The sequence below is a fragment of the Rhodococcus sp. 2G genome (genome assembly GCF_001886355.1).
Lineage (GTDB): Bacteria > Actinomycetota > Actinomycetes > Mycobacteriales > Mycobacteriaceae > Rhodococcus > Rhodococcus pyridinivorans.
In genome coordinates this window covers 692,748-715,444 of record NZ_CP018063.1, presented here as the reverse complement: position 1 = coordinate 715,444, position 22,697 = coordinate 692,748, and the positions used below count along the sequence as shown (strand labels likewise).

Here is a 22,697-nt window from a genome sequence, read left to right as displayed (position 1 = left end):
CCGGTCTCCCCGCCCACTACTTCGAATCGAACGGTCCCCTCGCACATGCAGCCATTCGAGCTCAATCGGCACGGCCGAATTGTCTTCCCCTCCAATTTCGTTCCCGAACTCGACTTCTCCACGCTGAGCAGCGTCGACCACCTCGACGCCGTCATCCGACGCGACTTCGACACCAAGGCACCCACGGTCTCGGAGATCCTCTCCCGGCACGAACTGGGCAAGTACGCCTCGAAGTTCGAGATCATGCGGGACATGGCCCTGAACGTCTTCTGGGCCGACCGATTCCCGCTGATGATGTTCGAGCGGCGCGTCATTCGCTGGGGCGACGTTCCCCGCAACCGCGACGACGTCTACATGCCTCGTCTGACTCCCTGGCCCGAGGCCGAAGAGCGGCTGGGGGCGGTCGAGGAGGCCTACCGCGCTCTCCCCCGCGCATGGGACAGTGCCGCCGAGGACCGCATCTTCGATCGACTCTTCGCGGTCTTCGGTTCGCGTCGTCACTTCGCCGGCGACCTGCCCACGGTCAAACCGACCGTGCCACAGCTGATCTCCGATCCGGAGAACATCACCCTGCGTGTTCGCCACTACGATCCGAACTACCCAGTCTTCGGATACGACGAGATCCTCGACTGTCACGAGGACGTCGCCGAACTCGAGGCACTGAGCCGCTGGTCGATGGTTCTGCACAACCAGCAGCCCTGGGACGGAAGCGAAACCGAACTCGTCGGGGTCGCGGACCTCAAGGACGACGACTACGTCGTGGCCTCCCATCCGCGCAATCGCGAGGTCCAGCGGTTCATCAACCGGGTCATGTCGGGCAGGACCCGTAAGGCCACCTCGTACACGCGGCACGAACCGGTGGCACCGTCTGCGCCCTACCCGGCCGTCGACGTGCGCTCGGAGTTCGCGATCGCACCCCGCATCGATGCGATCGCGGTCGCGCACGGCGACCAGGTGTGCACCAACGAGGACCTGATCCGTAACACCGCCTACAACTGGTCGCCCATGTCGGCCGACGAGATCACGGCCAAGACCGGGATCGAGCAGCGCCGGTACACCTCGGGAACCTTCGAGGACCTCGCCCTGACGGCGGCGAAGCAGGCGATCACCCACGCCGGAGTGGGCCCGCAGGACATCGGCGCGGTCATCACCTGCACGTGCACGAGCGGTCGGCTGATCCCGTCGCTGGCCACGTGGATCTCGGGCGAACTGGGCATCGGGCAGACCCATGCCTCGTTCGACCTGATCGCGGCGTGCGCGGGAATGCCCTACGGCCTGGCCGAGGCGACCCGCATCCTGCAGCAGGTCAAGCGCCCCGTCCTCGTGGTGTGCGTCGAGAAGTTCTCGGACAAGATCGGCACCGTCCGGCCGTCCCGGATGATCTTCGGTGACGGCGCCGCGGCGATGGTCATCTCTCCGGCCGCCGAGGGCGAGGCACCCGATCTCGAGTTCTTCAACAGCTACGCGAGCGGCCCGACGAGCGAGGTCAACTCGATCATCTGGCCGAACCCGGACTTCGACAACTTCATCACGGTCTACGGACCCGAGGTGAAGACGCTCGCCGGTCGTTATCTGGCGCAGATGCTCGACGAGATCAAGGCCCTCCCGTCTCCCGACGATGCCGAGCGTTCACTGCTCGACGACATCGATCTCATCGTTCCCCATCAGGCGAACAAGACGATGGTCATCGAGCTCGCCGCGAACGCCGGACTCTCGGCCGACCGGTTGTACTTCAACATCGAGAAGGTCGGCAACACGTCGTCGGCGAGCATCCCACTCGCGATCCACGACGCCGTCCGCGAGGGGGTCATCACCGAACCGGTGCGCATCTTCGCTCCCGGCTTCGGCGCCGGAGCGGTGGCGGGGTACACCGTCATGCGGATCGACCCGAAGGTGGTCGTGCCGTTCGAGGAGACTGACGCCGGCTGATCCCGGCGTACGACAGGCATCCGGGCCGTCCCCCGGCAGGCCCGGAGTACATCGGCCCGTTCGCGACATCCGGTCGCGAGCGGGCCGATCGTCGTTTGCGACCGGGCGACGTAACACCCGCGACGCCCAGGCCGACATTTCGATCGGATCCGGCAAATCGGATCCGGACGAAGTACAGAAAGGCCTCGCGCATGAAGTTCCGCCGCATCGTCGCTGCGACGCTGGGGTGTGTGGCCCTGACGGTCGCCGCACCCTCGACCGCCACCGCCTTCCCTCTCGTGGACCTGCTCCCGAAGGGCATCGCCGATCTCGTTCCGAGCGGATCGTTCAATCCGTTCGCTCCGCCGCCGGCACCTCCGGCACCTCCGGCTCCCCCGTCCCCGCCGGCACCTCAGACCGGCCCGGCTCCGCAGGTGGCACCGGCTCCCCCGGCTCCCCGTCCGGCTCCGTCCGCACCGAGCGGCGGGTTCAAGAACTGCACCGAGGCCTGGAACGCGGGCGCTGCTCCGGTCCACCGCAACGACCCCGGATACGCACCGCGCCTCGACCGCGACAACGACGGGATCGGCTGCGAGCGCGATCCGCGCTGATCGGTCCGTCCCGTAAAAGAGCGAAGGCTCTTCCATCCTCTCCGGGATGGAAGAGCCTTCGTCGTTCGTACGTGCGGAAACCTCAGAGCCAGCGCGGCGGCGTGAGTTCTCCGCCGGTGACGCCGACGGCTCCGCGACCGACCGCATCCTCACCACCGGACGCATGTGGGGCGACCTGTGGCACCTCGACGGTGCCGGTCGCGAGGCCCGCAACGAGCTGTTCCGCACCCGCGACACCTCGAGCTACAAGTACACCGACTGGCTCCGGGGCTACAGCTCCGACCGCAACCGCTGAGCACTCACACAGCGCCGCAGAGCAATTCGTCCCGTTCCGGACAATGCCGTCCCCGATCACCGATCGGGGGCGGCATTCGCCGTATATACGTCGTTCGTCCCGCACCGAAAGGTACCGGAGCGACCGTGACCAGCACATACTGAAAATATGACCGCGTCACGGCAGGCGTCGGCGCTCCGCAGCGAGGTTCGGGACATCGCACTCGGAACCGCCGACCCGGTCGAGTTCCGGCACGCCGTCCTCGACACGATCCGGCGGCGTATCCACTACGACATCGGATGCATCGCTCTCGTCGATCCGGCGAGCATGTTGTTCACGTCCGTGACCATGCTCGGCGCCGACGCCCCGCCCGGTCGTGCCGCGAAGACGGTGGCACACATCGAGTACGGCACGTCGCGCTTCGCGAACACCTACCGCAAGCTCGCCCGGACGCGCACCGGTGTCCAGACGATCCGCGAGGCGATCGACTGCGACATCCGCGATTCCTTGCCCTACAGCGAGATCCTCGAACCGCAGGGAATGGACGACGAGGTGCGCCTCGTCTTCCGGGGCCGTGACGGGCGCGTCTGGGGCGGCGGCACTCTCATGCGCGCCCCCGGCCGACGCTTCGACGCCGACGATGTGGCAGCACTCGCAGGATGCGTGGGCGAGATCGGCGACGGACTGCGGTTGTCGTTGCTCCGCGAATCCCCTCGACTCGCGGCGGACGCATCACCCGGCGGTTCCGGTCCCGCGGTCGTGGTGGTGGGCGCGGACAACGAGATCGAATCGGCTACTCCGCAGGCGGTGGAGTATCTCGAGCGACTCGGTGCCGAAGGCGCCTTCATGCTCCCGGCCGTAGTGGTCGCCGTCCGTTTCCGCTACGAAGGGGCCGCCGCGCGCGTCGTCCGTGTCCGTACGGAGGACGGTCAGTGGCTCGTCCTGCGGGCCGGGTCGCTGGACGGCCGAGGAGAATCGGCCCGGATCGTCGTCGCGATCGAACCCGCGCAGCCCGATCAGCTCGTGGCTCTGACCGCCGCCCTTCACGGTCTCACCGAACGGGAGACCGATGTCCTCGCCCGCGTTCTTGCGGGAGAGACACGCACCGAGATCGCGCGTGGACTGTTCGTCAGCCCGTACACCGTGCAGGACCACCTGAAGAGCATCTATGCGAAGACGGGCGTGAACAGTCGGCAGGAACTCGTCGCACGACTGTTCTTCACGCACTGCCTCCCCCGGGTCGGTACGGAGATCGGGCCGGACGGGTGGTTCGTCGAGAAACCGGCGCCGACGAGCGTCCCGGTCGGTGCACATCGGAAGAGGTGAGCCGTGGCACGCATCCTGATCGTCACACTGGAAGGCGGCGGGAACTACCCGCCCGAAGCAGCGCTCGGATGCGAGTTGCACCGCCGCGGACATCACGTTCGGGTTCTCGGTCACGAATCGCAACGGAAGGTCGCGGAGGACGCCTGCCTCGTCTTCTGCGGCTACCGGCACTCGCCGACCTGGACCCCACACGTAGAACTGAGCACCCCGAAAGTGCTGACCATGGCCTACGCCATGATGACCGACTCCGCCGTCGCACGGGATGTGGAGGACGAGATCGCCGGGGAGCCGACCGATCTGGTGATCGTCGATTGCATGCTGTTCAACGCCCAGGACGCTGCGGCGCGCACCGGGGTGCCGTACGTGGTGCTGTTCCATTCCTTCTTCGCCGCATTCGACGGCGCCTTCCGGCACGGACCGTTCGGGATCGGTTCGCGACTACGCGGCCTGGGGCCGAAGCGACTGTGGGAACAGGCCGACATGCGACTCGTGTGCTCGGACCGAATGCTCGACCCGGCCGCGCGACGGCGCACGGACGGCTCGCTGACCTGGACCGGTGCGATTCACGACGCGAAGGCCGCGGCGGTCGGACGAACACCGCCGCGCGTGCTGGTCAGCCTGAGCACCGCCGGTTTCCCCGGCCAGCGCCGCACCTACCAGAACATCTTCGACGCCGCGGCGGAGATGGACGCCGAGTTCGTCGTCACGACCGGGCCGGCGATCGATCCCACCGGATTGCGTGTACCGCCCAATGCGACCGTCCGTCGGTACATCCCGCACCACGAGCTGATGCGGACCTGTTCGGCGGTCGTCGGGCACGGCGGGCACGCGACGGCCTTCCGGGCTCTCGCACACGGACTTCCGATACTGATCATGCCCATGTCGGCGGTGACGGATCAGGCGATCATCGGTCGTGAGGTCGCGAAGGCGGGGGCTGGAATCCGCCTGCGGAAGACCGCCTCGCCCGAGCAGATACGCGCGGCCTTGGAGAGGCTGCTGACCGACCACGGTTATCGCACGGCAGCAGCAGAACTCGGCGCCCGTCTCCGAACCGTCGATGGTGCGTCGGCTGCGGCCGACCGGGTGTTGACGCTCGTCGACCACTGACGAGCACGCGAAGGACCGGCACCTGTCCGGTAGGTGCCGGTCGATCCTTCGCATCACCCTTCGATCGCATCTCCCTCCTCCAGAAGCTGTTTCGCATGTTCGAGGTTGTTCCGCACATCGCGCGCGTACAGTTTCTCCACGACCGGCTGGGTGAACCTGCCGAAGAAGTTCCCGACGTCCTCGGTGTCCTGGTGGAAGGTGACGCGGGTTCCCGTCTCCACCGACTCGAAGCGATAGACGGTCTCGTACCGGATCGGACTCTTCACGCTGCGGCGGTGCTGGGCTCTACCGGGCTCGACGCGGGCCAGTTCCTCGGTGAGTTCGATCCGCCGTCCGGCAAACTTGACGGTGGCGCGCGAGACGGATCCCTCCTTGCCGCCCTCACCCGAGATGCAGTGACTGTTCCTGCTGTACCGCAATGGTTCTCATGGAGGTGCGCGTCAGGATTCCTGGCGCGGGACCATCCCTCCGAGGGCGATGTCGTATTCCTGCGCCTGCTCGTCGAATCCGACGCTGTAGACGGTGGGATACCAGGCCGAGTGCTGATAGGCGGCCGGCAACTTGATCTGTTCGCGGATGGTGGGACGGGTCAGCAGCCACTCCCGCGTGATCATGGGCTCCATGAAGGTGTAGTCGCCGTCCCACGAACCGTTGACGAACGTCTCGGTGAAGTCGTAGACGCCCGGAACCATTTTTTCCGTGATGTCGAGCCAGTGCACACCCATGAACGGCACCGCGAGTTGCGATGCGAGCATCCCCGGCGGGGTCACGTAGTCGCCGGGCATGTACTTCGGGTCCGGGAGTCGTTCCGCGCGAGCGGCGTAATCCGGTGCGGTCGGGTCGATTGCTTCGATCGCCGCCATGTCGGTCATATAGAAGTGCATGTCGAAATGGGGCTTCCCGAACAGCACGGTCGGATCGTGTCCGCGCGGGTTCCAGTTCAGCATGACGTGGTCGAACACCGTGTCGGATGCCTGAACGGGCAGGTGCAGCATGTACATCTCGTCGGCATCGGGCAGTCCGTCGAGGGCCGCCGGCGAGAAGCGGATACCGACGGCGGTCGGGGCCCCGTTCGCATCGACGGTGGCGTACGCACGCGCGGTTCCGTCACCGACGCTCACGGCCTGACCGAAGTGCAGGTGGGCATGTGTGGGCACCGCCGACGCCACGCCGCCGACCGCCACGGCGACGCACGCGGCGAGGAGCACTGCGATGGAACGAGATGATCGATGTTTCTTCATGGTGATATCCGATCGCCGAGGGTTCTCGGTGAACCTCTCCATTCCGTGGGTCCAGTCTCGATCGGTGTTCGTCACCCCGGCCATCCCTCATTCGGGGGATTTCGCCGAGCGATCCGACAGAAGAACCCGTCGTCACAGCGTCGCGGCATATACTCGCCGGACTGCAGACAGACGTCACGATCCGCGGAGAACAGGGAGCGGCCCTTGAGTATTCGCAACCTTCGCGTCGCGGTGGTCGGTGGGGGCATCATCGGTGCCGCGACCGCCCGGCGACTCGCCCTCACGGACGCCGACGTCACGCTGTTCGAGAAGGAGGACCGGCTCGCCGCGCATCAGACGGGGCACAACAGCGGTGTCGTCCACGCCGGCCTCTACTACACACCCGGCAGCCTCAAGGCCCGGTTGTGCAGGCGTGGGGTGGAGTTGTTGCAGACGTTCACCACGGACAAGGGCCTGCCCTACGACGAGTGCGGCAAGGTCGTCGTCGCCCTCGACGAATCGGACCTCGGCCGGCTCGACGCGATCTTCTCGCGGGCCACGGCGAACGGGGTCCCCGGCATCAGGCGCATCGGCGCCGACGAGATCACCGCGATCGAGCCGCACGCCGTCGGGATCGCAGCCCTTCATTCCCCGCACACGGCGATCATCGATTTCGTCGCCGTCACCCGCGCGCTCGCGGACGACGTCGTCGCCGCGGGCGGCACGGTGCGGACCGGTACCGCCGTGACGGCGATCCGTGCGGCGGGCGAGCAGGTCGTCGTCGACATCCCGGGCGATCAACTGGCCTTCGACCTGGTGATCACGTGCGCGGGACTGCAGTCCGACCGCCTCGCCCACACCTCGGGTGACACCCGCGACCCGCGGATCGTCCCGTTCCTCGGCGACTATCTGCTGCTCGAACCCGACGCGGCGGCGAAGGTGCGCGGGTTGATCTATCCGGTGCCCGATCCCCGCTATCCGTTCCTCGGTGTGCATCTCACCCGGCGGATAGACGGTGAGGTGATGGTGGGACCCAACGCCTTCCTCTCCCCCGGCCGCGAGGCCTATCGCGGCGGGCGCGGATCGTGGCGGGATCTGCGTGATGCCGTCGCCTGGCCCGGTTTCTGGCGGTTCGCCGCGAACAACCTGCCCGCAGCGGGTCGGGAACTACGCACGGCGAGCAGCACTCGGCGGTTCGTCGCCGATGCGGCCGCGTACATGCCCGGGCTGACCGTCGACGACGTGCGGCCGGGTCCGCGTGGCATCCGCGCTCAGGCGATGAACTCCGACGGAGGTCTCGAGGACGACTTCGTCGTCACCGGGCACGGACGGGTCGTGCACCTGCGCAACGCCCCGTCGCCCGGGGCCACCTCGTCGATGGCGATCGCGGAGTATCTCGTCGACCGCGCACTCGAACGCATCGCCTGATCGGGCATCCGGCGGCGGACGTCACGGTTCGCGGTGACCGGTTCGGGGCATGCTGCAGGGAACCACTTCATCGTCAGGAGGTCTCCATGGCACGAATCGCACTCTTCGGAGGACACGGCAAGGTCGCGTTGCATCTCGAGCGGCTGCTGGCCGATGCCGGTCACGAGACCAGTGCGTTCATCCGCAATCCCGATCACGCCGACGATGTCCGCGCTGCCGGTGGCACGCCCGTCGTCGCCGACGTCGAGAAGATGGACATCGCCGAGATCACCGAGCTGCTGCGCGGCCACGACGCGGTGGTCTGGTCTGCAGGCGCGGGCGGAGGGAATCCCGAACGCACCTATGCGGTGGACCGCGACGCGGCGATCGCCTCGATGACCGCCGCGCAGGAGGCCGGGGTCCGTCGGTACGTGATGGTGTCGTACTTCGGGGCCCGCCCCGACCACGGCGTCCCCGAGGACAACAGCTTCTATGCCTATGCCGAGGCCAAGTCGGCGGCGGACACCCATCTGCGGGGTACCGACCTCGACTGGACGATCCTCGGTCCGAGCGCGTTGACCCTCGACCCGCCCACCGGCCGCATCGAGATCGAGGGGCACGGGGCGAGCGACAAGGGGCAGGTCTCGCGCGCCGACGTCGCGGCCGTCGCCGCAGCGGTGCTCGAGCGACCGGAGACGGTGGGACGCACCATCGAGTTCAACAACGGTGACGTCCCGATCGACGAGGCACTCGACGCGCTGCGGTAATCCCCGTACGTCGGAAGTCGTACGCGGATCACGATCACGGGTGGACGCTTGCGGAGCCCACCGCTCCTAACGTCGATCCCATGACCGCACTCCGAGTCACGAACTCCCGAAGCGACACCCTCCGAACCGTGGTGAGCGCGGCCTATTCCTGGGTCGCGCTCATCGCGTTCGGGGGCATCCTCGCCGAAACGATCATTCTGTATCCCAACATCTTCCACGCTCCGCCGGACTCTCTCGATCTGGCCGTCCGGTTCTTCTCGCAGACCGGTCCCGCCGATTTCTTCCCGCCGATGGGAGCACTCACGGTCGCTCTCGGTCTCGCCGCCCTCATCGTCGTACGCCGGGACCGGGCGGCGCGCAGGTGGGTTCTCGCGAGCCTGACCGTCCTGCTCCTGGGCGAGTTCGCGTTCTCCGCGCTGTACTTCTGGCCGCGCAACACCATCATGTTCGACGAGGGCATCGCGGTGCACTCGGCGGAGACACTGCGTCGCGTGGCCACGGAGTTCGTGACCGGCCACCGTGTGCGGCTCGCGATGAGTGCACTCACCGCGACACTCGCGTTCGGCGCCCTGCGTCGCGTGCTGATCTCGTCTGCACTCGCTCGTGCCGCACGGGAGCAGGCCGCACACGATGTTCGAATGCCGCCCGCGCCGTCCGCGCGGTAACGTCGCCGACGTGTGGTGGTCCGCTCGCGGCCCCGGCGGCACCGGAAGCCGGGCCCGCACGATCGATGTGCTCCTCGCGGCTGTGGTCCTTGCCGTTCTCGTCGGGGCGATCGTCGCGGATCTCGGGAGCGACAGCTCGGGACCGACGGCACTCGCCTACGTCTTTGCTGCACTCGTCGCCGGCGCGGTCCTCGTACGCCGGACTCACCCGGTGGGCGTATTGCTCTTCACGGCCGTCGCGCTCGTCGTGTACTACAGCCTGTCGCTGCCGCCGATCGGTCTCGCCGTTCCGCTGGCGGTGGCGTTGTACTCGGCTGCCGAGCGGGCACATCTGCGCTGGGCTGTGACCGTGGCCGTCACGTTGGCGGTGTTGTCGACCGGGGTGCGCTGGGCGCAGGGCGACGATCTCGCGTACCTCTTCGGCTTCGAGGTGGGAGGGCAGATCGGACTGATGGCCGCGGTCATCGCCCTGGGCGACAGTGTCCGGTCGCGACGCGCTCTGCGAGCGGAGATGGTCCGGCGGGAACGGGCAGCACAGCTCGAACGCGAGCACGAAACCGCCCGGCGGGTCGAGCGGGAACGGGTGCAGATCGCCCGCGACCTCCACGACCTGCTCGCGCACACCGTCTCGGTCATCTCGTTGCACGCCGGCGTCGCGACGGAAGCGATCGAGGACGATCCGCCGCTCGCTCGCCGGTCGCTCGCCGCGGTACGCACCGGTTGTTCGCGTGCGGTGGAGGAACTCCACGCCACGGTCGAGGCCCTCCGCTCCCCTGACGATTCCCGCCGCGCCCCGACACCGTCGCTCGCGCAGCTGCCCCGTCTCGTCGACACGGTGCGCGCCGCGGGACTCGACATGCGCATCGACCGCGACGGAACGACCGACGACCTTCCATCGGTTGTGGCCGCGACTGCCTATCGGGTGGTGCAGGAGGCGCTGAGCAACGTCCTACGACATGCCGATGCCTCGAAAGCGGTTGTGAGAATGACACTTCGGGACGATGTCCTCGTCGTGGCCGTAGAGGACGACGGTCGGGGTCCGAGCCAGGGCGCCTCGGCCGGCTGGGGGCTCGCCGGCATGCGCGAACGCGTCGGTCTGCTCGGCGGAACGATCGAGACGGGACGATCGGACGGTGGGGGTTTCCTCGTGTCGGCCCGGATCCCCACGGGAAGTCGATCGTGACAGGAGGTCGATCGTGATCAGGGTGGTGATCGTCGACGACCAGGCCCTCGTCCGGGAGGGGCTGCGGGCACTGCTCGGTCGCGCCGACGACATCGAGGTGGTGGGCGAAGCCGCCGACGGCAACGACGCCGTGAGAGTGGTCGAGCGTACGGAACCCGATGTGGTGCTCATGGACATCCGGATGCCGGGGACGGACGGGATCACAGCGACCCGCCGGATCCTCGGCGCCTCGCCGTCGACCCGGATACGGGTGGTGGTGCTGACGACCTTCGACAGCGACGACAACATTCTCGACGCGATCGGTGCAGGTGCGACCGGCTTTCTCGTGAAGGACTCGGCCCCCGAGGAACTGCGTACCGCCGTCCGCACCGTCGCGGCCGGCGAGGCGATGCTCTCGCCGACGGTGACGCGCCGTGTCATGCAGGCGGCAGCGCGCAGTCCCCGGGTGCGAGGGACGGAGATGCTGAGTGTGCTCACCGAGCGCGAACGCGAGATCCTCGCCGAGGTCGGTCGGGGGCTGTCGAACGACGAGATCGGACGCGAGCTGTTCATCAGTCCCACGACAGTGCGTACCCATGTCACCCGTATTCTCGCGAAGCTCCAGGCGCGGGACCGGGCGAATCTCGTCGCGATCGCCTTCCGCACGGGATTGGTCCCGCCGACCGATCCCTGACAGGGGTCCGCCCCCGGTAGCAGGGGGCTACCGGGGACGGATGGTCGAGCGGTATCGGCGGTCAGGCCTGCGGGGCGAGTTCCTCCACGCGCAGCGGTGAGGTGTCCGCGGCGGCCGCGATGGCCTCCTCGAACTGCCGGCGGTCGATCTGCGAGCCGAGCACCAGCGCGAGTCGTGTCAGGAAGCCCTCGCGGTCGTCCTCGGCGGCCTGATCCAGGGCAGTCGACAGGCCGAGCCAGACGTTCTCGCGACGCTGGTCGTCCTCGGTGACCTGCTCGGCAGGCCGGGCCGGGAGTTCCGCGCCCGCCGGAGCGGCACCGGAGCGCAGGGATGCGGCGACACTGTCCAGGTCGGCGACCGGCACACGGCACAGCAGCAGACCGTCGGGGCGGACTACGAAGGCCTCACCGGCCGTCGCGCCGAGTGCCTCGTCGAGGTCGTGCAAGTCGAGCAGCATCCGCAAACGGTTCTGGGTGTCCTCGCGGAAGTCGATGTCGGCGCGAGGGAGAGATAACACCCCACCGCCACCGGACCGACGATGTCGCCCGCCTCCGACTGCGCGTCGCTCTCGAGTTCGCTCGTGTGGTGCAGCAGCATCTTCGCCCGCTCGAGCACCGCGTGACCGGTCGGTGTGAGCTTGACGCCTTGGGCGCGCTGCCGGACGAGGAACTTGACCGCGAGGGCCTTCTGGTCGGTGATCGCAGACGGGAGCGAGTTGCCTCGTCGTGTACGTGGGCACCGCGTCCGTCCTGGGCATGGTAGTCCCGAGTCGAGAGCGCTCACACGAACCGGAAGAGCGGCGGGATCGCGACGACCGCCAGTGCCGCCCACCCGCAGTAGACGGGCAGGTAGCGCATCTGCCACCGCTCGACCGCCGCGAAACCGGTGCGGCCCCGCAGGAACGAGATGCCGAGCCACGCCGCCCACACGAGGTTCACCAGGAGGACGAGGTTCAGACCGAGGGCGGTGACCTTGTTGGCCGTGAAGCCGAACTCGGCGATGCGGGTGGCCATCGCGGTGAGCATCAGCAGGTCGACAGCGAGCGCCGCGGCGATCAGCATCACCTGCAGCAGATCGAAGACGTCCGGTGCGGCGTGCGGGTCGCGGGCGGAGATCGAGTAGAGCAGAAGTCCGAGGACGAGCACGAGGATCAGGTCCATGAGGATCAGCAGGCCCCGGTCGACGTCGACGACGCTGTGGGACGCGATCACCGCGACGAACAGCGCGACCAGCATGAGGATCGTGACGGGCGTGAAGACCCGGGTGAGAACGGGAGCGATGTTCTCCACGACCTGCTGCTTCGCCTCGACGAGCCAGGCCGCGACGACGATCGCTCCGGCCGGCCCGAACGGGACGATCCACTGTTCGAAGAACGGTTCGATATCGATCCCCAGGGCGCTGAAGGCACCCGCGGTCAGCCCCATGAGCACGCCGCCGCCGAGCGCGAGCAGCGCCAGGTACACGGCGAACTCCCCGGTGAAGCGCACGAAGTCCATGCGACGGCGATGGGATCGCCACTGCCCTGCGACATAGGCCGCACCGACGACGAACCACAGGACCACCGGGGCGTGGATCGCCGCGATGATCTCGGTGGCGCCGCCCGGTTCGAACGGGAAGACGTTGAGCACGATCGCCACGAGGACGAACGGAACGGCAAGGAGCGCACTGCTCTTCGGACTCATCTGACGCTTCCACGCGAAATACAGCGTGAGGAAGGGCAGCATGAGCACGGCGGCGTTGCGCACCAGTGCGTTATCGGAGAGCCACTCGAATCCGGCCCGGACGGCCAGACCGGCACCGAGCGCGCAGGCGAGGACGACCGCGAGTTCCCTACGGCGACGCGGGGTTCCGGACTCCTCACCGCGACCGCCACCGGTGAGGACGAGCTGCTTCCACAGCCGGTCGGAGTGTTCCTGGGCGAACTCGCGGGAGACCTCGTCGAGACCACCCATCCGGCCGACCGCGACGAGGAATGCCTCGTCGGCCGTCAGTCCGACCGACACGAGGTCCGAGATCTGTTCCCGCAGATGATCTTCCATCTCGTCGATGTCCGAGGACGAGATGACCCGATGGTCGGCGACGTAGTTGCGCCAGCCGGCGATCCGGTCCTCGAGATGTGCGTCGAGTGTCATCACGACCACCCCGGCGCGACGGCGGGAGGCAACTGGGCCGACTGCCACACCTGGTGCAGGGCCTCGGCGACGACCGTCCACTGCGCCGCCCGTTCGGTGAGGACTTCCCGGCCCGCGTCGGTGATGGCGTAGTGCTTGCGGCGCCGCCCGTTGTCGGCGACACGCCAGGTGGCGGACACGTGCCCCGCCCGCTCGAGACGGTGCAGGAGGGGATAGAGCATCCCGTCGGTCCACTGCATCCGGCCCTGCGACAGCTCGTTGACGCGTTTGATGATCGCATACCCGTACGACTCGCCCTCGGCGAGGATGCCGAGCACGAGCGGGGTGGCGGACGCGGCCACCAAATCCTTCTCGATGAACATGTCGTCCTCATACCTAGAGGTTCTATGGATAACGGTGACCCTAGCAGATCTAGGTATAAGGACCGAGCGCTCTCCGCAAGGTGGTGCGGTGGCGTCTACTGCCGGTCGTCGGATCCGGCGGTTGTGGATTCGTCGGAGCCGGAGGCGGTCGATCCGGAATCCGCAGATCCCGAAGCGGCAGATCCCGAAGCGGCAGATTCCGAAGCCTCGGAGCGACTCCACGTCTCCGTCACCCGCGCACGGCCGCGTTCGAACACGTCTCCGAGGACTCCCCCGACCGCCTTGAGCGGACTGCTCATCGAGTCCAGGGCCTCGGCGATCACCGGGTCCTCGTCGTCGAGCCAACCCGCCTCGTCGGCACGGCACGCCCACCGGAAGTCGTCGAAGTCCTGACGCAGACCCGCGAGCACCTTCGTCGTCCGTCCCGACGACAAGCGGCGTACGACCTCGATCGGGGTGCCCTCCGCGAACCGGGCGAGCGCGGCACGGGCGCGGCGCAGCAGTTCGGCGTCCTGCGTGAAGTGGTCGGCCAGGACCTGACGGGCGGAGGTCAGCGCGTCGCGCAGTTCGTCGTCGGGCGTGCGTGCCAGGCGCACGCGATGCCACAGGAACAGGCAGTCCTCGACGATCACGAGCAACTGCAGCGTCTCCCCCAGAGCCTCCTCCACCGCGACCTTCTGCAGCAGTTCGACGTGCTCACCCACCGCCGCGTCGAGTCCGAGATCGTCGAGCGACGAAGAGACGTGCCCGCGCAGACGCGTCACCGTCCGGGCGAGGCCCTCACCGAGGTCGGCGATCGACTGCCAGTCCCGGTCGGGAAGACCGCCGGTGTGGTCGGCGATCGATGCCGCCCTGGTCAGAACATTATGGGTCGCGACGATGTCGCCGGCCGGCTCCGCCCCGGCCAGGTCGAGCACGCAGTCGACGGTTCCGGGCGCCGCATCGTCGCCTTCGAGACGCACGACGGCGGCCTCCACCGACGCGACTGCTCCCCGCAACGCCTCGAGGACCGCGTCGGGGGCGGTGGGGACTGCGGCGGTGGGTTTCGACGTGTCGGCCATACCCCAATCGTGCTACGTCGAAGGGCCGGATGCATCACGTCTTCCGGCTCAGTTCGGGACGCGCACCCACTTCCCGCTCAGTTCGGGACACGGACCCACTTCCCGCTCAGTTCGGGACACGGACCCACGCCTGTTCGAGCAGGGCCACCACTTCGGTCTCCCTGCGGGCCCGGTAGGCCGACAGGATCCGGCGCGGGCGCGACTCCCCGTCGAGGCCGAGAGCGGACGCCAACGCCGACGCGATCCGCTCCTCGGGTACGGTCTCCGGTTCGGTGTGGCCGATGAGCGAGAGCGCCTTGCGCAGCGGTTCGGCGTTGTCGGCGACGGTGCGCAGCGGCAGGACGTCGAACCGGCCGTCGGTGCGGACCTCGAGCAGCAGCTCGTTGCCCTCCTCCACCCCGACGTCCTCGAGAAACCGGCGGATCGAGGACAGACGCGGCACCGGTCCCGTCCAGCGCAGGGTCTGGCCGCCCAGGCGGGACGGGAGCACCACGTGCCCACCCGGTGCGCACCCGGCGATCGCGGCGACGGCGGACGGAACCGTGAACTCGGCTCCCCGCAGGTGGTCGCGGGTCGCGGGGATGCGCAGGCGCCAGGCCTCCCCCAGCCGGTAGAGGCGGCGTGTGCGCTCGGGCAGGGCGATCGGGACGTGCGAGCGGTGACGACGCCGGACACGGCCGTCGACGACCTCGAAATCCCCTCCGGCCGTGAACGTCCGGGCGGAATCCTCCGAGATGCCGAATCGGTCGACGAGCGCGGCGACCACCATGTCGCGATCGGCGCTTCCGCCGCGGGCATCGACCAGCCGTGCGATGCGGTTGCGGATGGCGGTGACCACGTCGACGTCCCACTCGGCCAGCGCCCAACGTTCACCGTCGGATGTGAAGCGCTCGTCGTCGGCGAGTTCGGAGACGAGGGTGTGGACGTCGGCATTGACCCCCATGCGCGCGACAAGCGTGTCGGCGGTCAGGGGGTCGCCGAGCACCTCGAGGACCTGAGCGGCACGTCCGGCGAGCCCGTCCGGCGGGGACAGTAAACGGCCTTCGAAGGTCGTCGTGCCGCAGTACCGGGTCCACGCCTCGAACTCGTCGTCGGGAAGCGACCACACGGCCTTCACGGCGGCGGGCTCGACCACACCGTTCGGTGATTCGAACTCCGAGAGCAGTCCGCGGGTCTGCTTCTCGGCGTCGGGCAGATCCGGTACCGCGATCCACCCGTCCGCGACCTCGAAACGGTCGTCGAGACGGTGCAACACCCGCCACAGGGGCACGTCGAAACCCTGGACGGTCCGGCCCAGCACCGGGTGGGTGCGCACCATCCGGTCGAAGGCCGCCACCGGCCGCACGTCGACGCGCAACGCCGCGAGCAGGTCGCCGACCGCCGTGCCGAATGGGAAGGTGGACGGCCCGGCCGGGTCGTCGACGCCGTCGTGGACGCGGCGCCGCAAGGCCGTGCGTTCCGCGTCGGGCAAGCCCTCGAGGTAGTCGGTGAGTTCGGCGATCGGATCGGCCGGCGCCGCCACCGGCAGGTCGCGGGCGGTGAGTGCCCGCAACCGGGCCGCGGCGTCCTGGATCTCCTCCGGCGCCCCGTCGTCGATCACGGCCAGCAGGAGAGGAGCATCGTCGCGGCCGCACACGCGACTCCACCGCGCCAGCGCCGCCAGGTCGTCGAGGAGCAGCACCGCGGCGGGCACCCGCGCGGCACGCGGATCGGCTTCGAGGGTGGCCGGTTCGCGGAGCACCGTCGCGACGAGCGCGGCGCAGACGATCTCCTCCACCGCGTCGCGGTCGGCGCCGCGGATCCCGAGCAGATCGGCCGGACTGCGACTGAACAATTCGGCGGTGGTGGGTGCGTGCGGGAGGCGCGCGACGAGGGTCGCGGCGGCCGGACCGAGATCGAGTGCGGCCACAGGCACTTCGTCCTCACGCAGCAGACCGTCCGCGAAGCGCAGCTCCGGGTGGTCGGTGACGTAGATGTGGGCGAGTTCGGCGCACAGTTCGGGAATCTCGGTGTGCTCGCAGGTCTCGGCGGGCGACTCGTTCTCCCACCAGCGGGACGACGACACGAGTGCCCCGAGGGCGGCGGTGCGGGCCGATCCGTAGCGGTCGATCCACGGCATCAGATCCACCCAGCGACGACTGTCGAGTTCGTCCGACGACAAGGCACGAGACCACAGCGACACTGACCGATGCTCCTCTTCCACGCCCGGCGGAGGCCGCGGACCCCCTCTCCGGCGTCGACGGCGCGCTCGTGCAGCGCGTCCACGCGAGGCGCCCTCGACCCGGACGCCGGTTCTCACCCTACAGTCCGAACGCCCCGTTTCCCGTCAGGTGAGGGCGGTGTCGACCGCTCAGGTGATCGCGAGGTCGACCGCTCAGGTGATCGCGAGGTCGACCGCTCAGGTGATCGCGCGGTCGACCGCTCAGGTGAGCGCAATGTCGGAGTCGTCACGCGCCTCCGGGCGCAGCCGCAGCAGGACGAGTCCCGTCACCGACGCGACGATGAGCGAGGCCACCAGCCCGTTCACGTGCAGCGCCCACACGGCGATCACCGCCCCGGCCAGTCCCCCCAGCAGAGCGATCCAGAGCAGTACTTTTCCCAGGACCGAAGCCATTTCCCCGCACCTTCCGGCAATTCACGATCAGAACGGTGAGGATAGTGTCATCTGTCACAGTCCTCGCGAAAGTCCATCGGTGTGTCGACGGATCGTGCCCGCACGGTGACCGGGGCATACTGGTGCGGTTCGAGACGGTGGGGTCGGCAGGAACACGACGGGGAGGCGGAAACAGTGGCGGAACCGACGAGTGACCGAGCATGCACGGACGTGATCCTGCGCGACGTGACGCTGCGCGACGGACTGCAGCTGACCGGCAAACTGCTCCCCACCGAACGCAAGGTGGAGATCGTCCGGGCGCTGCTCGCCGCGGGCGTGCCCGAACTCGAGATCGGGTCCCTGGCCCGCGCCGACCTCGTGCCGCCGATGGCGAACACCCTCGACCTCGTCGCAGCGCTGACCGAGGAGGAACTCGACCGCTGCTGGATCTGGGTCGCCACGCCGCGCCACGTCGAGAAGGCGATCGCGGCCGGTGCCCGACGGTTCCAGTACTGCTTCTCGGTCTCCGACGCCCATAACCGCGCCAACATCGGCCGCGACACCGCGGACAGCATCGCCGCGATGCCGGCGGCGATCGAACGCGCCCACGCCGTCGGCGGCGGTATCCAGTTGTGCCTGGCCACGGCGTTCACGTGCCCGTTCGACGGGCCGGTCGATCCCGACCGGGTCGTGGAGATCGCATGCGATCCGCGCACCGACGGGGCCGCCGACATCGTCGTCGCCGACACCCTGGGCCAGGCCGTGCCCGGCCAGGTGTCGTCGCTGGTCGCGCGCCTGGCCGCCGAAACCCCCGACCGACGGATCGTCTACCACGGTCACGACACGTGGGGTCTCGGTGTCGCCAATAGCCTCGCCGCGATCGACGCCGGGGCGACCGTCGTCGACGGCGCACTCGCCGGCCTGGGCGGGTGCCCGTTCGCACCGGGTGCGAGCGGCAACACCGCGAGCGAGGACCTGCTGTTCGCGACCCGCCCGTCGTGGCTGGACCCGGAGGTCTTCGGCGCCCTGGTCCGGCTCGGCGAGGACATCGTCGCCGAACTGGACGAACCGAACCGGTCGCGTGCCCGGCAGGGCGCCCGCTCCGAGGCCGAGGCCTTCGACTGGGCCCTCCGGTGACCCGCATCCTGATCGCCCCCGACAGCTTCAAGGGCACCTACACCGCCGTCGAGGTCGCCGACGCGATCGCCTCCGGTGTGGAGAGCGCCGGGCACACCGCGATCCGGATGCCCGTCGCGGACGGCGGCGAGGGCACTCTCGACGCGCTCGCCGGGCCGCTCGGTCTCGCCCGGATCGAGGTCGAGGCCGTGAACCCGTGGCGCGCACCGTGCCGCGGACTGCTGGGGATGTCGCCGGACGGCACGGCCGTCGTCGAACTCGCGACGGCGAGCGGCATCACCACTCCGCACGACGGTCCGCGCGACGCCGTCACCGCCGACACCTACGGCACCGGGATGGTCATGGCCGAAGCCGTCCGGCACGGAGCACGGCACATCGTCGTCGCGGCCGGTGGGTCGGCGACGACCGACGGGGGCGCAGGTGCGATCGCCGCGATCGACGAGCGGGGTGGGCTCGACGACGCCCGCGTCACCGTGCTGTCCGACGTGACGACCCGCTACACCGATGCGGCACGGATCTTCGGGCCGCAGAAGGGCGCCGATACGGCAGCCGTCGCGCTGCTCACGCGCCGCCTCGAAGAGAGGGCGCTGACCCTCCCCCGCGACCCGCGGGAGGTCGACGGCTCCGGAGCGGCCGGGGGTTTCTCCGGTGGGATGTGGTCGCGGTTCGGTGCAGAACTGCGGTCGGGAGCCGACTTCGTGCTCGACGCAGTGGAATTCGACGACGCCGTGCGCACCGCCGATCTCGTGGTGGTCGGCGAGGGACGGCTCGACGGCCAGTCGCGGGCGGGCAAGATCGTCTCGGCGATCCTCGCGCGCTGCAGCGACGTTCCGGTGGTCGCGGTGGTCGGTTCGGTCGGCGACGACCTCGGCGACTACCGCGAGCGGTTCGCCGATGTCGTCGTCGCATCCGATGCGGAATCGCTGACGCGCGCCGGTCGGACACTGCGCACCTGAGAGATGTACCTTTCGGCACTGCGCACCTGAGAGATGCGCCTTTCGGCACTGCGCACCTGAGAAATGCGCCCGATCACCGGCCGATCACGGAGCGGTGGGAGGTGCGCTGCCGCAGGGAATCTCGGTGGGCGTCTCGGGCGTCGGCACCGGGTCGACCGGATCGGACGCGTGGGCCGGCCACGATGCCGGTCGCGCCTCGGAGCACGGGTCGGCGACGGGTGCGCGATCGGGCGACGGCACCGGCGACGGCGGCGGCGCCACGGCCGTCTGCAGTCCGGGCGCGGAGCGTTCCGCCTGCACGCCGCTGCTCACCGCGACGGCCAGTCCCCCACCCAGCAGGGCGACGAGCGCGACGAGCATGGCCGGCAGGACGGTGCCGCGACGACGGTTCGTGGGCGCGGCGACGACCGTCGGGGAACGGCGGGCGGCTGCGACGAGCGCGGCACCGGTCGCGCGATGCCAGGGCACCCCGTGCGGAGTCACGAAGGGAACACCGAGGACGGTGGCGAGTTCTCGTGCCGGACGGGCGTCGCCGGGACGCAGATCGAGGAAGACCACCGCGTCGGGCGAGGTGCCTGCGCGGGCGACCGCTTCGTCCATCGCCTCGGGCAGGGACTGCGTGTAGGGACCGAACTCGTCGCCGTCGGGACTCACCGTGGACAGCACCGTGCGCGAGGGGACGTCGACCATCGATGCGGATTCGACGCCGTAGGTACGGGTGTGCAGGGCCAGGACCGGCAGTTCCGCGAGTTCGGGTGCTCCGGCGAGGAAGGCCAGTCGCGCGTCGTCGAGCAGGACCGTGTCGACGTCGATACCGAGCACGGCTCGCACCGCCTCGGTGACCGGTTCGGCGTCCTCGTCGTTCTCGGGACCGGTCACCACCGCGGCCGCGGACAGGGTCAGCGACGCCGCGGCGGCACGTTCCGCCATGGCGGAGGCGGCAGCGGCAGCGGCCTCCGCCGGCGTGTCCCCGGGTGCGCCGAAGCCTCGCTGGGAGTCGAACGGACCGAGACTCGGAACGTCGGCATCGACGAGGACCGCGCACACTTCACCGTCGTCGACGGAGATGCCGAGCATCGGGCGCATCTGTTCGTCCCTCCACGGCTGCCAGCACGAATCACGACGGCCCGAGCGGCCGTCGCTCGGACGAGCCTAGCCGACTACCGGGCCTACTCCGGGTAACAACCGACGGTGAGTCCGACGGTCGCGGCGACGTAACTGCCGAAGGTGATGTACGAGCCGTCGGCCGCGAACATCCGGACGGCGAGACCGGTATCCGGAGGCAGCACATGACGACCGTGGAAGCCCGCCCGCGCGGCGGTGTCCTCGAAGACCCTGGCCGCACGGTCTAGTTCGTCGACCGGCACCGGCCTGCCCGAGCCGTGGATCGGGAGGTGCACCGTCAGGCCCGAGGTGCCGTCGGGCAGCGTGCATCCCGCGGTGGTGCTCGCGTACTTCGGTTCGAAGCGCACGCTGGGGAACTCGGCGGACAGCGCGGTGAGGACGTCGCGCTGCACGGCGGTGTAGAACTCGACCGCGCCCACGCTGGTCGTGGCGACCGGTTCGGGCATCGCGACCGGGGTCACCGTGGTGGTGCACGCCGCGAGCAGTGCTGCCGGAACGACGACGCACGCCCCGAGCCGAGAACTCCACACAGAGGTCACGGCGTACTCCGTTCTGCGGTGCCCGCGACGACACCGGCGATGTGGTGGGAACTCGACGTTCCGGGGGTGAGATACGAGCTGTGGCCGGTGATGCCCGCGAGCGGGACTCCGGCGGTGGTGGTGCCCGGACCGGCGGGAAGATGCGTCAGGCCGTCGAGGAAGCTCGGGTCGCCACCGAAGGTTCCGACGTCGGCGACGATGTCGCGCTCGGCTTCGACGAGATAGGCGGAGTCGGGCGGGATCCGCAGGTCGGTCACGTCGCCGGTCCCGATCCCCGGAGCCCCGACGAACACCGCGGCATCGACCGCACCGGTCTCCCTCAGCGCCAGACCAGAGACGACGGCCCCGTAGGAATGCCCGACCGTGGTGATACGCGGGTCGTCGGGACGCGAGGCCGCGATGCCGTCGAGGAAGTCGACCAGGCGAGGCGCGGCGATCCGGGCGGCGAGGTCGGAGACCGGACTGCGCTCGGTGAACGCGAGACCCCATCCCCATTGGGGAGCCTGGTAATTCAGCCAGGTGACCGCCGCGACGGAGGGATCGCCGCCGGTGAGGTGGAGCCGAGCGGCGTCGCGCAGCGCCGCGACCTGCGTGTCGTAGCCCTGCAGATTGCCCTGCACGGTCGAGCCGGCGCCGGGGACGAAGACGGCCAGGTGCTCGGCGGTGTCGACGTCCCCGACGGCCACCGCCGCCATCGCTTCGCGTCCGGACAGGTCGAGGGCGAGCAATTGCCGGTCGCCGTGGGCGAGGGTCGCGTCGATCGCGGCGAGGGCCTCGATCTTCCGCACCGTCTGTTCGAGCCCGGCATCGGCGTCGGTGAACAGTCCGGTGACGCCGAGACTGTCGATCACGGTGCCACCGAGGAACATCGCGTCGAGTTCGGCCCGCAGTTGTGTCGCGACGGATTCGAGGCGGCGACGTTCGTCGTCGAGCAGGGCACGATTGGCGAGATCGCGAACCGCAGCGGGTAGTCCGTCGAGGGCGCCGATCCGTTCGGGATGTTCGGCGACCAGCGCGGTGCGTGCCGTGTCGTCGAGACCGTTCCACCACTGCGCGACCTGCACGGGATCGGTGGCCGGATCCGGCAGGACCGGCAGCGTCGTCGATCCGGACCGCGCGATCGCGGTATGTAAGCGACCCTGTTCGCCGAGAACCGTTCCCGGCGGATCGGATTCGACACTCAGGCGAGCGGCGGCCTCGCGGTCGAGCCCATCGGCACGGACGAGCAGCGATCGCAGCGACGCCGCGAGCAATTCGTCGGCGTCGAGCGGGAAACCCCGCGCAGCGGCCCTGGTCTGCAGCTCGCCCAGTTCGGAGTGCAGTGCCCGCAGTCGCGGCACGACGAACCGCGCACATGCGGACACGCGCCGATATGACTCGGCCTGTGCCGCGAGATCCCGCCCGTACGAGGCGAATGCGGACATCGCTCCGTCATGCGCCGCACCGCTCCAGGCGTCGCCGAAGGACGCCGACCGCGCGACGTCGCCGGCCACGGCGTCGACGGCATCGGCACATGCCGCGAGCTCGGTCGCCGTGCGCTCGAGCGCATCCGGATCCCACCCCGCCAGATCGTCCACCTGCACACCACCACCCCCTGCCGCGGAAGCATAAGGGGCACCGACGACGGCCGGCCCGCAGAATGCTCCGCGGG

The 22,697-nt window shown here is 69.2% G+C and carries 21 protein-coding genes and 2 pseudogenes; 12 read left to right on the top strand and 11 right to left on the bottom strand.

Annotated features, from left to right (window positions below; translation table 11 throughout):
- Window positions 1-45 precede the first annotated feature (45 nt).
- The 5 genes and pseudogenes from BO226_RS03380 (at window position 46) to BO226_RS03360 (ending at window position 5,226) form a co-directional block, all read left to right on the top strand.
- The gene (locus BO226_RS03380) at window positions 46-1,929 is read left to right on the top strand and encodes a ketoacyl-ACP synthase III (RefSeq protein ID WP_071934597.1); all 1,884 of its coding nucleotides are present in this window, start codon (window positions 46-48) and stop codon (window positions 1,927-1,929) included.
- Between the two features lie 191 nt (window positions 1,930-2,120).
- Window positions 2,121-2,519 carry an excalibur calcium-binding domain-containing protein gene (locus BO226_RS03375; protein WP_019288122.1) on the top strand — a complete coding sequence of 133 codons (399 nt, stop codon included), beginning with the start codon at window positions 2,121-2,123 and terminating at the stop codon, window positions 2,517-2,519.
- Window positions 2,520-2,658: 139 nt separating this feature from the next.
- Window positions 2,659-2,814: pseudogene (locus tag BO226_RS27875) on the top strand (salicylate monooxygenase); the annotation flags it as partial.
- Between the two features lie 147 nt (window positions 2,815-2,961).
- Entirely contained in the window at window positions 2,962-4,119 is a 1,158-nt protein-coding gene (locus BO226_RS03365; protein ID WP_071934596.1) for a helix-turn-helix transcriptional regulator, read from the top strand.
- A gap of 3 nt (window positions 4,120-4,122) precedes the next feature.
- Complete coding sequence (locus tag BO226_RS03360; RefSeq protein WP_071934595.1) at window positions 4,123-5,226, top strand: glycosyltransferase; 1,104 nt, start codon at window positions 4,123-4,125, stop codon at window positions 5,224-5,226.
- A gap of 53 nt (window positions 5,227-5,279) precedes the next feature.
- On the opposite strand, the gene BO226_RS03355 is transcribed toward BO226_RS03360, so the two are convergent.
- Entirely contained in the window at window positions 5,280-5,645 is a 366-nt protein-coding gene (locus tag BO226_RS03355) for an SRPBCC family protein (protein WP_064851430.1), read from the bottom strand.
- 21 nt (window positions 5,646-5,666) lie between these two features.
- Complete coding sequence (locus BO226_RS03350; RefSeq protein ID WP_064851445.1) at window positions 5,667-6,467, bottom strand: DUF5602 domain-containing protein; 801 nt, start codon at window positions 6,465-6,467, stop codon at window positions 5,667-5,669.
- Between the two features lie 210 nt (window positions 6,468-6,677).
- On the opposite strand from BO226_RS03350, the gene lhgO reads away from it, so the two are divergent.
- The 5 genes from lhgO (at window position 6,678) to BO226_RS03325 (ending at window position 11,141) form a co-directional block, all read left to right on the top strand.
- Window positions 6,678-7,874 (top strand): L-2-hydroxyglutarate oxidase, encoded by a 1,197-nt coding sequence (gene lhgO / locus BO226_RS03345; protein WP_064851446.1) that lies wholly within the window; start codon window positions 6,678-6,680, stop codon window positions 7,872-7,874.
- Between the two features lie 86 nt (window positions 7,875-7,960).
- The gene (locus tag BO226_RS03340) at window positions 7,961-8,620 is read left to right on the top strand and encodes an SDR family oxidoreductase (protein ID WP_006553946.1); all 660 of its coding nucleotides are present in this window, start codon (window positions 7,961-7,963) and stop codon (window positions 8,618-8,620) included.
- Between the two features lie 80 nt (window positions 8,621-8,700).
- Entirely contained in the window at window positions 8,701-9,285 is a 585-nt protein-coding gene (locus BO226_RS03335) for a DUF1772 domain-containing protein (protein ID WP_006553945.1), read from the top strand.
- Between the two features lie 10 nt (window positions 9,286-9,295).
- Window positions 9,296-10,468, top strand: a complete 1,173-nt coding sequence (locus tag BO226_RS03330; protein ID WP_161793634.1) for a sensor histidine kinase — start codon at window positions 9,296-9,298, stop codon at window positions 10,466-10,468.
- Window positions 10,469-10,481: 13 nt separating this feature from the next.
- Window positions 10,482-11,141 carry a response regulator gene (locus BO226_RS03325; RefSeq protein WP_033097335.1) on the top strand — a complete coding sequence of 220 codons (660 nt, stop codon included), beginning with the start codon at window positions 10,482-10,484 and terminating at the stop codon, window positions 11,139-11,141.
- A 61-nt stretch (window positions 11,142-11,202) separates the two neighbouring features.
- Here the strand turns inward: BO226_RS03325 and BO226_RS03320 are convergent.
- From BO226_RS03320 to BO226_RS03295, 6 genes and pseudogenes are all read right to left on the bottom strand, one after another.
- Window positions 11,203-11,595, bottom strand: a pseudogene (locus BO226_RS03320) (aromatic ring hydroxylase); the annotation flags it as partial.
- A gap of 325 nt (window positions 11,596-11,920) precedes the next feature.
- On the bottom strand, window positions 11,921-13,273 hold the full coding sequence (locus tag BO226_RS03315) for a permease prefix domain 1-containing protein (protein WP_071936337.1): 1,353 nt from the start codon (window positions 13,271-13,273) through the stop codon (window positions 11,921-11,923).
- A complete protein-coding gene (locus BO226_RS03310) occupies window positions 13,273-13,635 on the bottom strand; it encodes a PadR family transcriptional regulator (RefSeq protein ID WP_024103494.1) in 363 nt (120 codons plus the stop codon). The genes BO226_RS03315 and BO226_RS03310 overlap by 1 nt, the downstream gene beginning before the upstream one ends.
- A gap of 95 nt (window positions 13,636-13,730) precedes the next feature.
- The gene (locus BO226_RS03305; RefSeq protein ID WP_071934594.1) at window positions 13,731-14,696 is read right to left on the bottom strand and encodes a hypothetical protein; all 966 of its coding nucleotides are present in this window, start codon (window positions 14,694-14,696) and stop codon (window positions 13,731-13,733) included.
- Window positions 14,697-14,802: 106 nt separating this feature from the next.
- Window positions 14,803-16,878 (bottom strand): hypothetical protein, encoded by a 2,076-nt coding sequence (locus tag BO226_RS03300; protein WP_071934593.1) that lies wholly within the window; start codon window positions 16,876-16,878, stop codon window positions 14,803-14,805.
- Window positions 16,879-17,118: 240 nt separating this feature from the next.
- On the bottom strand, window positions 17,119-17,310 hold the full coding sequence (locus tag BO226_RS03295; RefSeq protein WP_006553937.1) for a hypothetical protein: 192 nt from the start codon (window positions 17,308-17,310) through the stop codon (window positions 17,119-17,121).
- 210 nt (window positions 17,311-17,520) lie between these two features.
- Here BO226_RS03295 and BO226_RS03290 point away from each other — a divergent pair, with 210 nt between their 5' ends.
- Window positions 17,521-18,426 carry a hydroxymethylglutaryl-CoA lyase gene (locus BO226_RS03290; protein WP_071936336.1) on the top strand — a complete coding sequence of 302 codons (906 nt, stop codon included), beginning with the start codon at window positions 17,521-17,523 and terminating at the stop codon, window positions 18,424-18,426.
- Entirely contained in the window at window positions 18,423-19,382 is a 960-nt protein-coding gene (locus BO226_RS03285) for a glycerate kinase family protein (protein ID WP_071934592.1), read from the top strand. Before BO226_RS03290 ends, BO226_RS03285 begins: the two co-directional genes overlap by 4 nt.
- Window positions 19,383-19,466: 84 nt before the next feature.
- Here the strand turns inward: BO226_RS03285 and BO226_RS03280 are convergent, their stop codons facing one another.
- The 3 genes from BO226_RS03280 to BO226_RS03270 form a co-directional block, all read right to left on the bottom strand.
- Entirely contained in the window at window positions 19,467-20,468 is a 1,002-nt protein-coding gene (locus BO226_RS03280) for a hypothetical protein (protein ID WP_039586261.1), read from the bottom strand.
- Between the two features lie 83 nt (window positions 20,469-20,551).
- Entirely contained in the window at window positions 20,552-21,046 is a 495-nt protein-coding gene (locus tag BO226_RS03275; RefSeq protein WP_071934591.1) for an LppA family lipoprotein, read from the bottom strand.
- Window positions 21,043-22,623, bottom strand: coding sequence for an alpha/beta hydrolase (locus BO226_RS03270; protein WP_232238045.1), 1,581 nt, complete (start codon window positions 22,621-22,623; stop codon window positions 21,043-21,045). Before BO226_RS03270 ends, BO226_RS03275 begins: the two co-directional genes overlap by 4 nt.
- Window positions 22,624-22,697 lie beyond the last annotated feature (74 nt).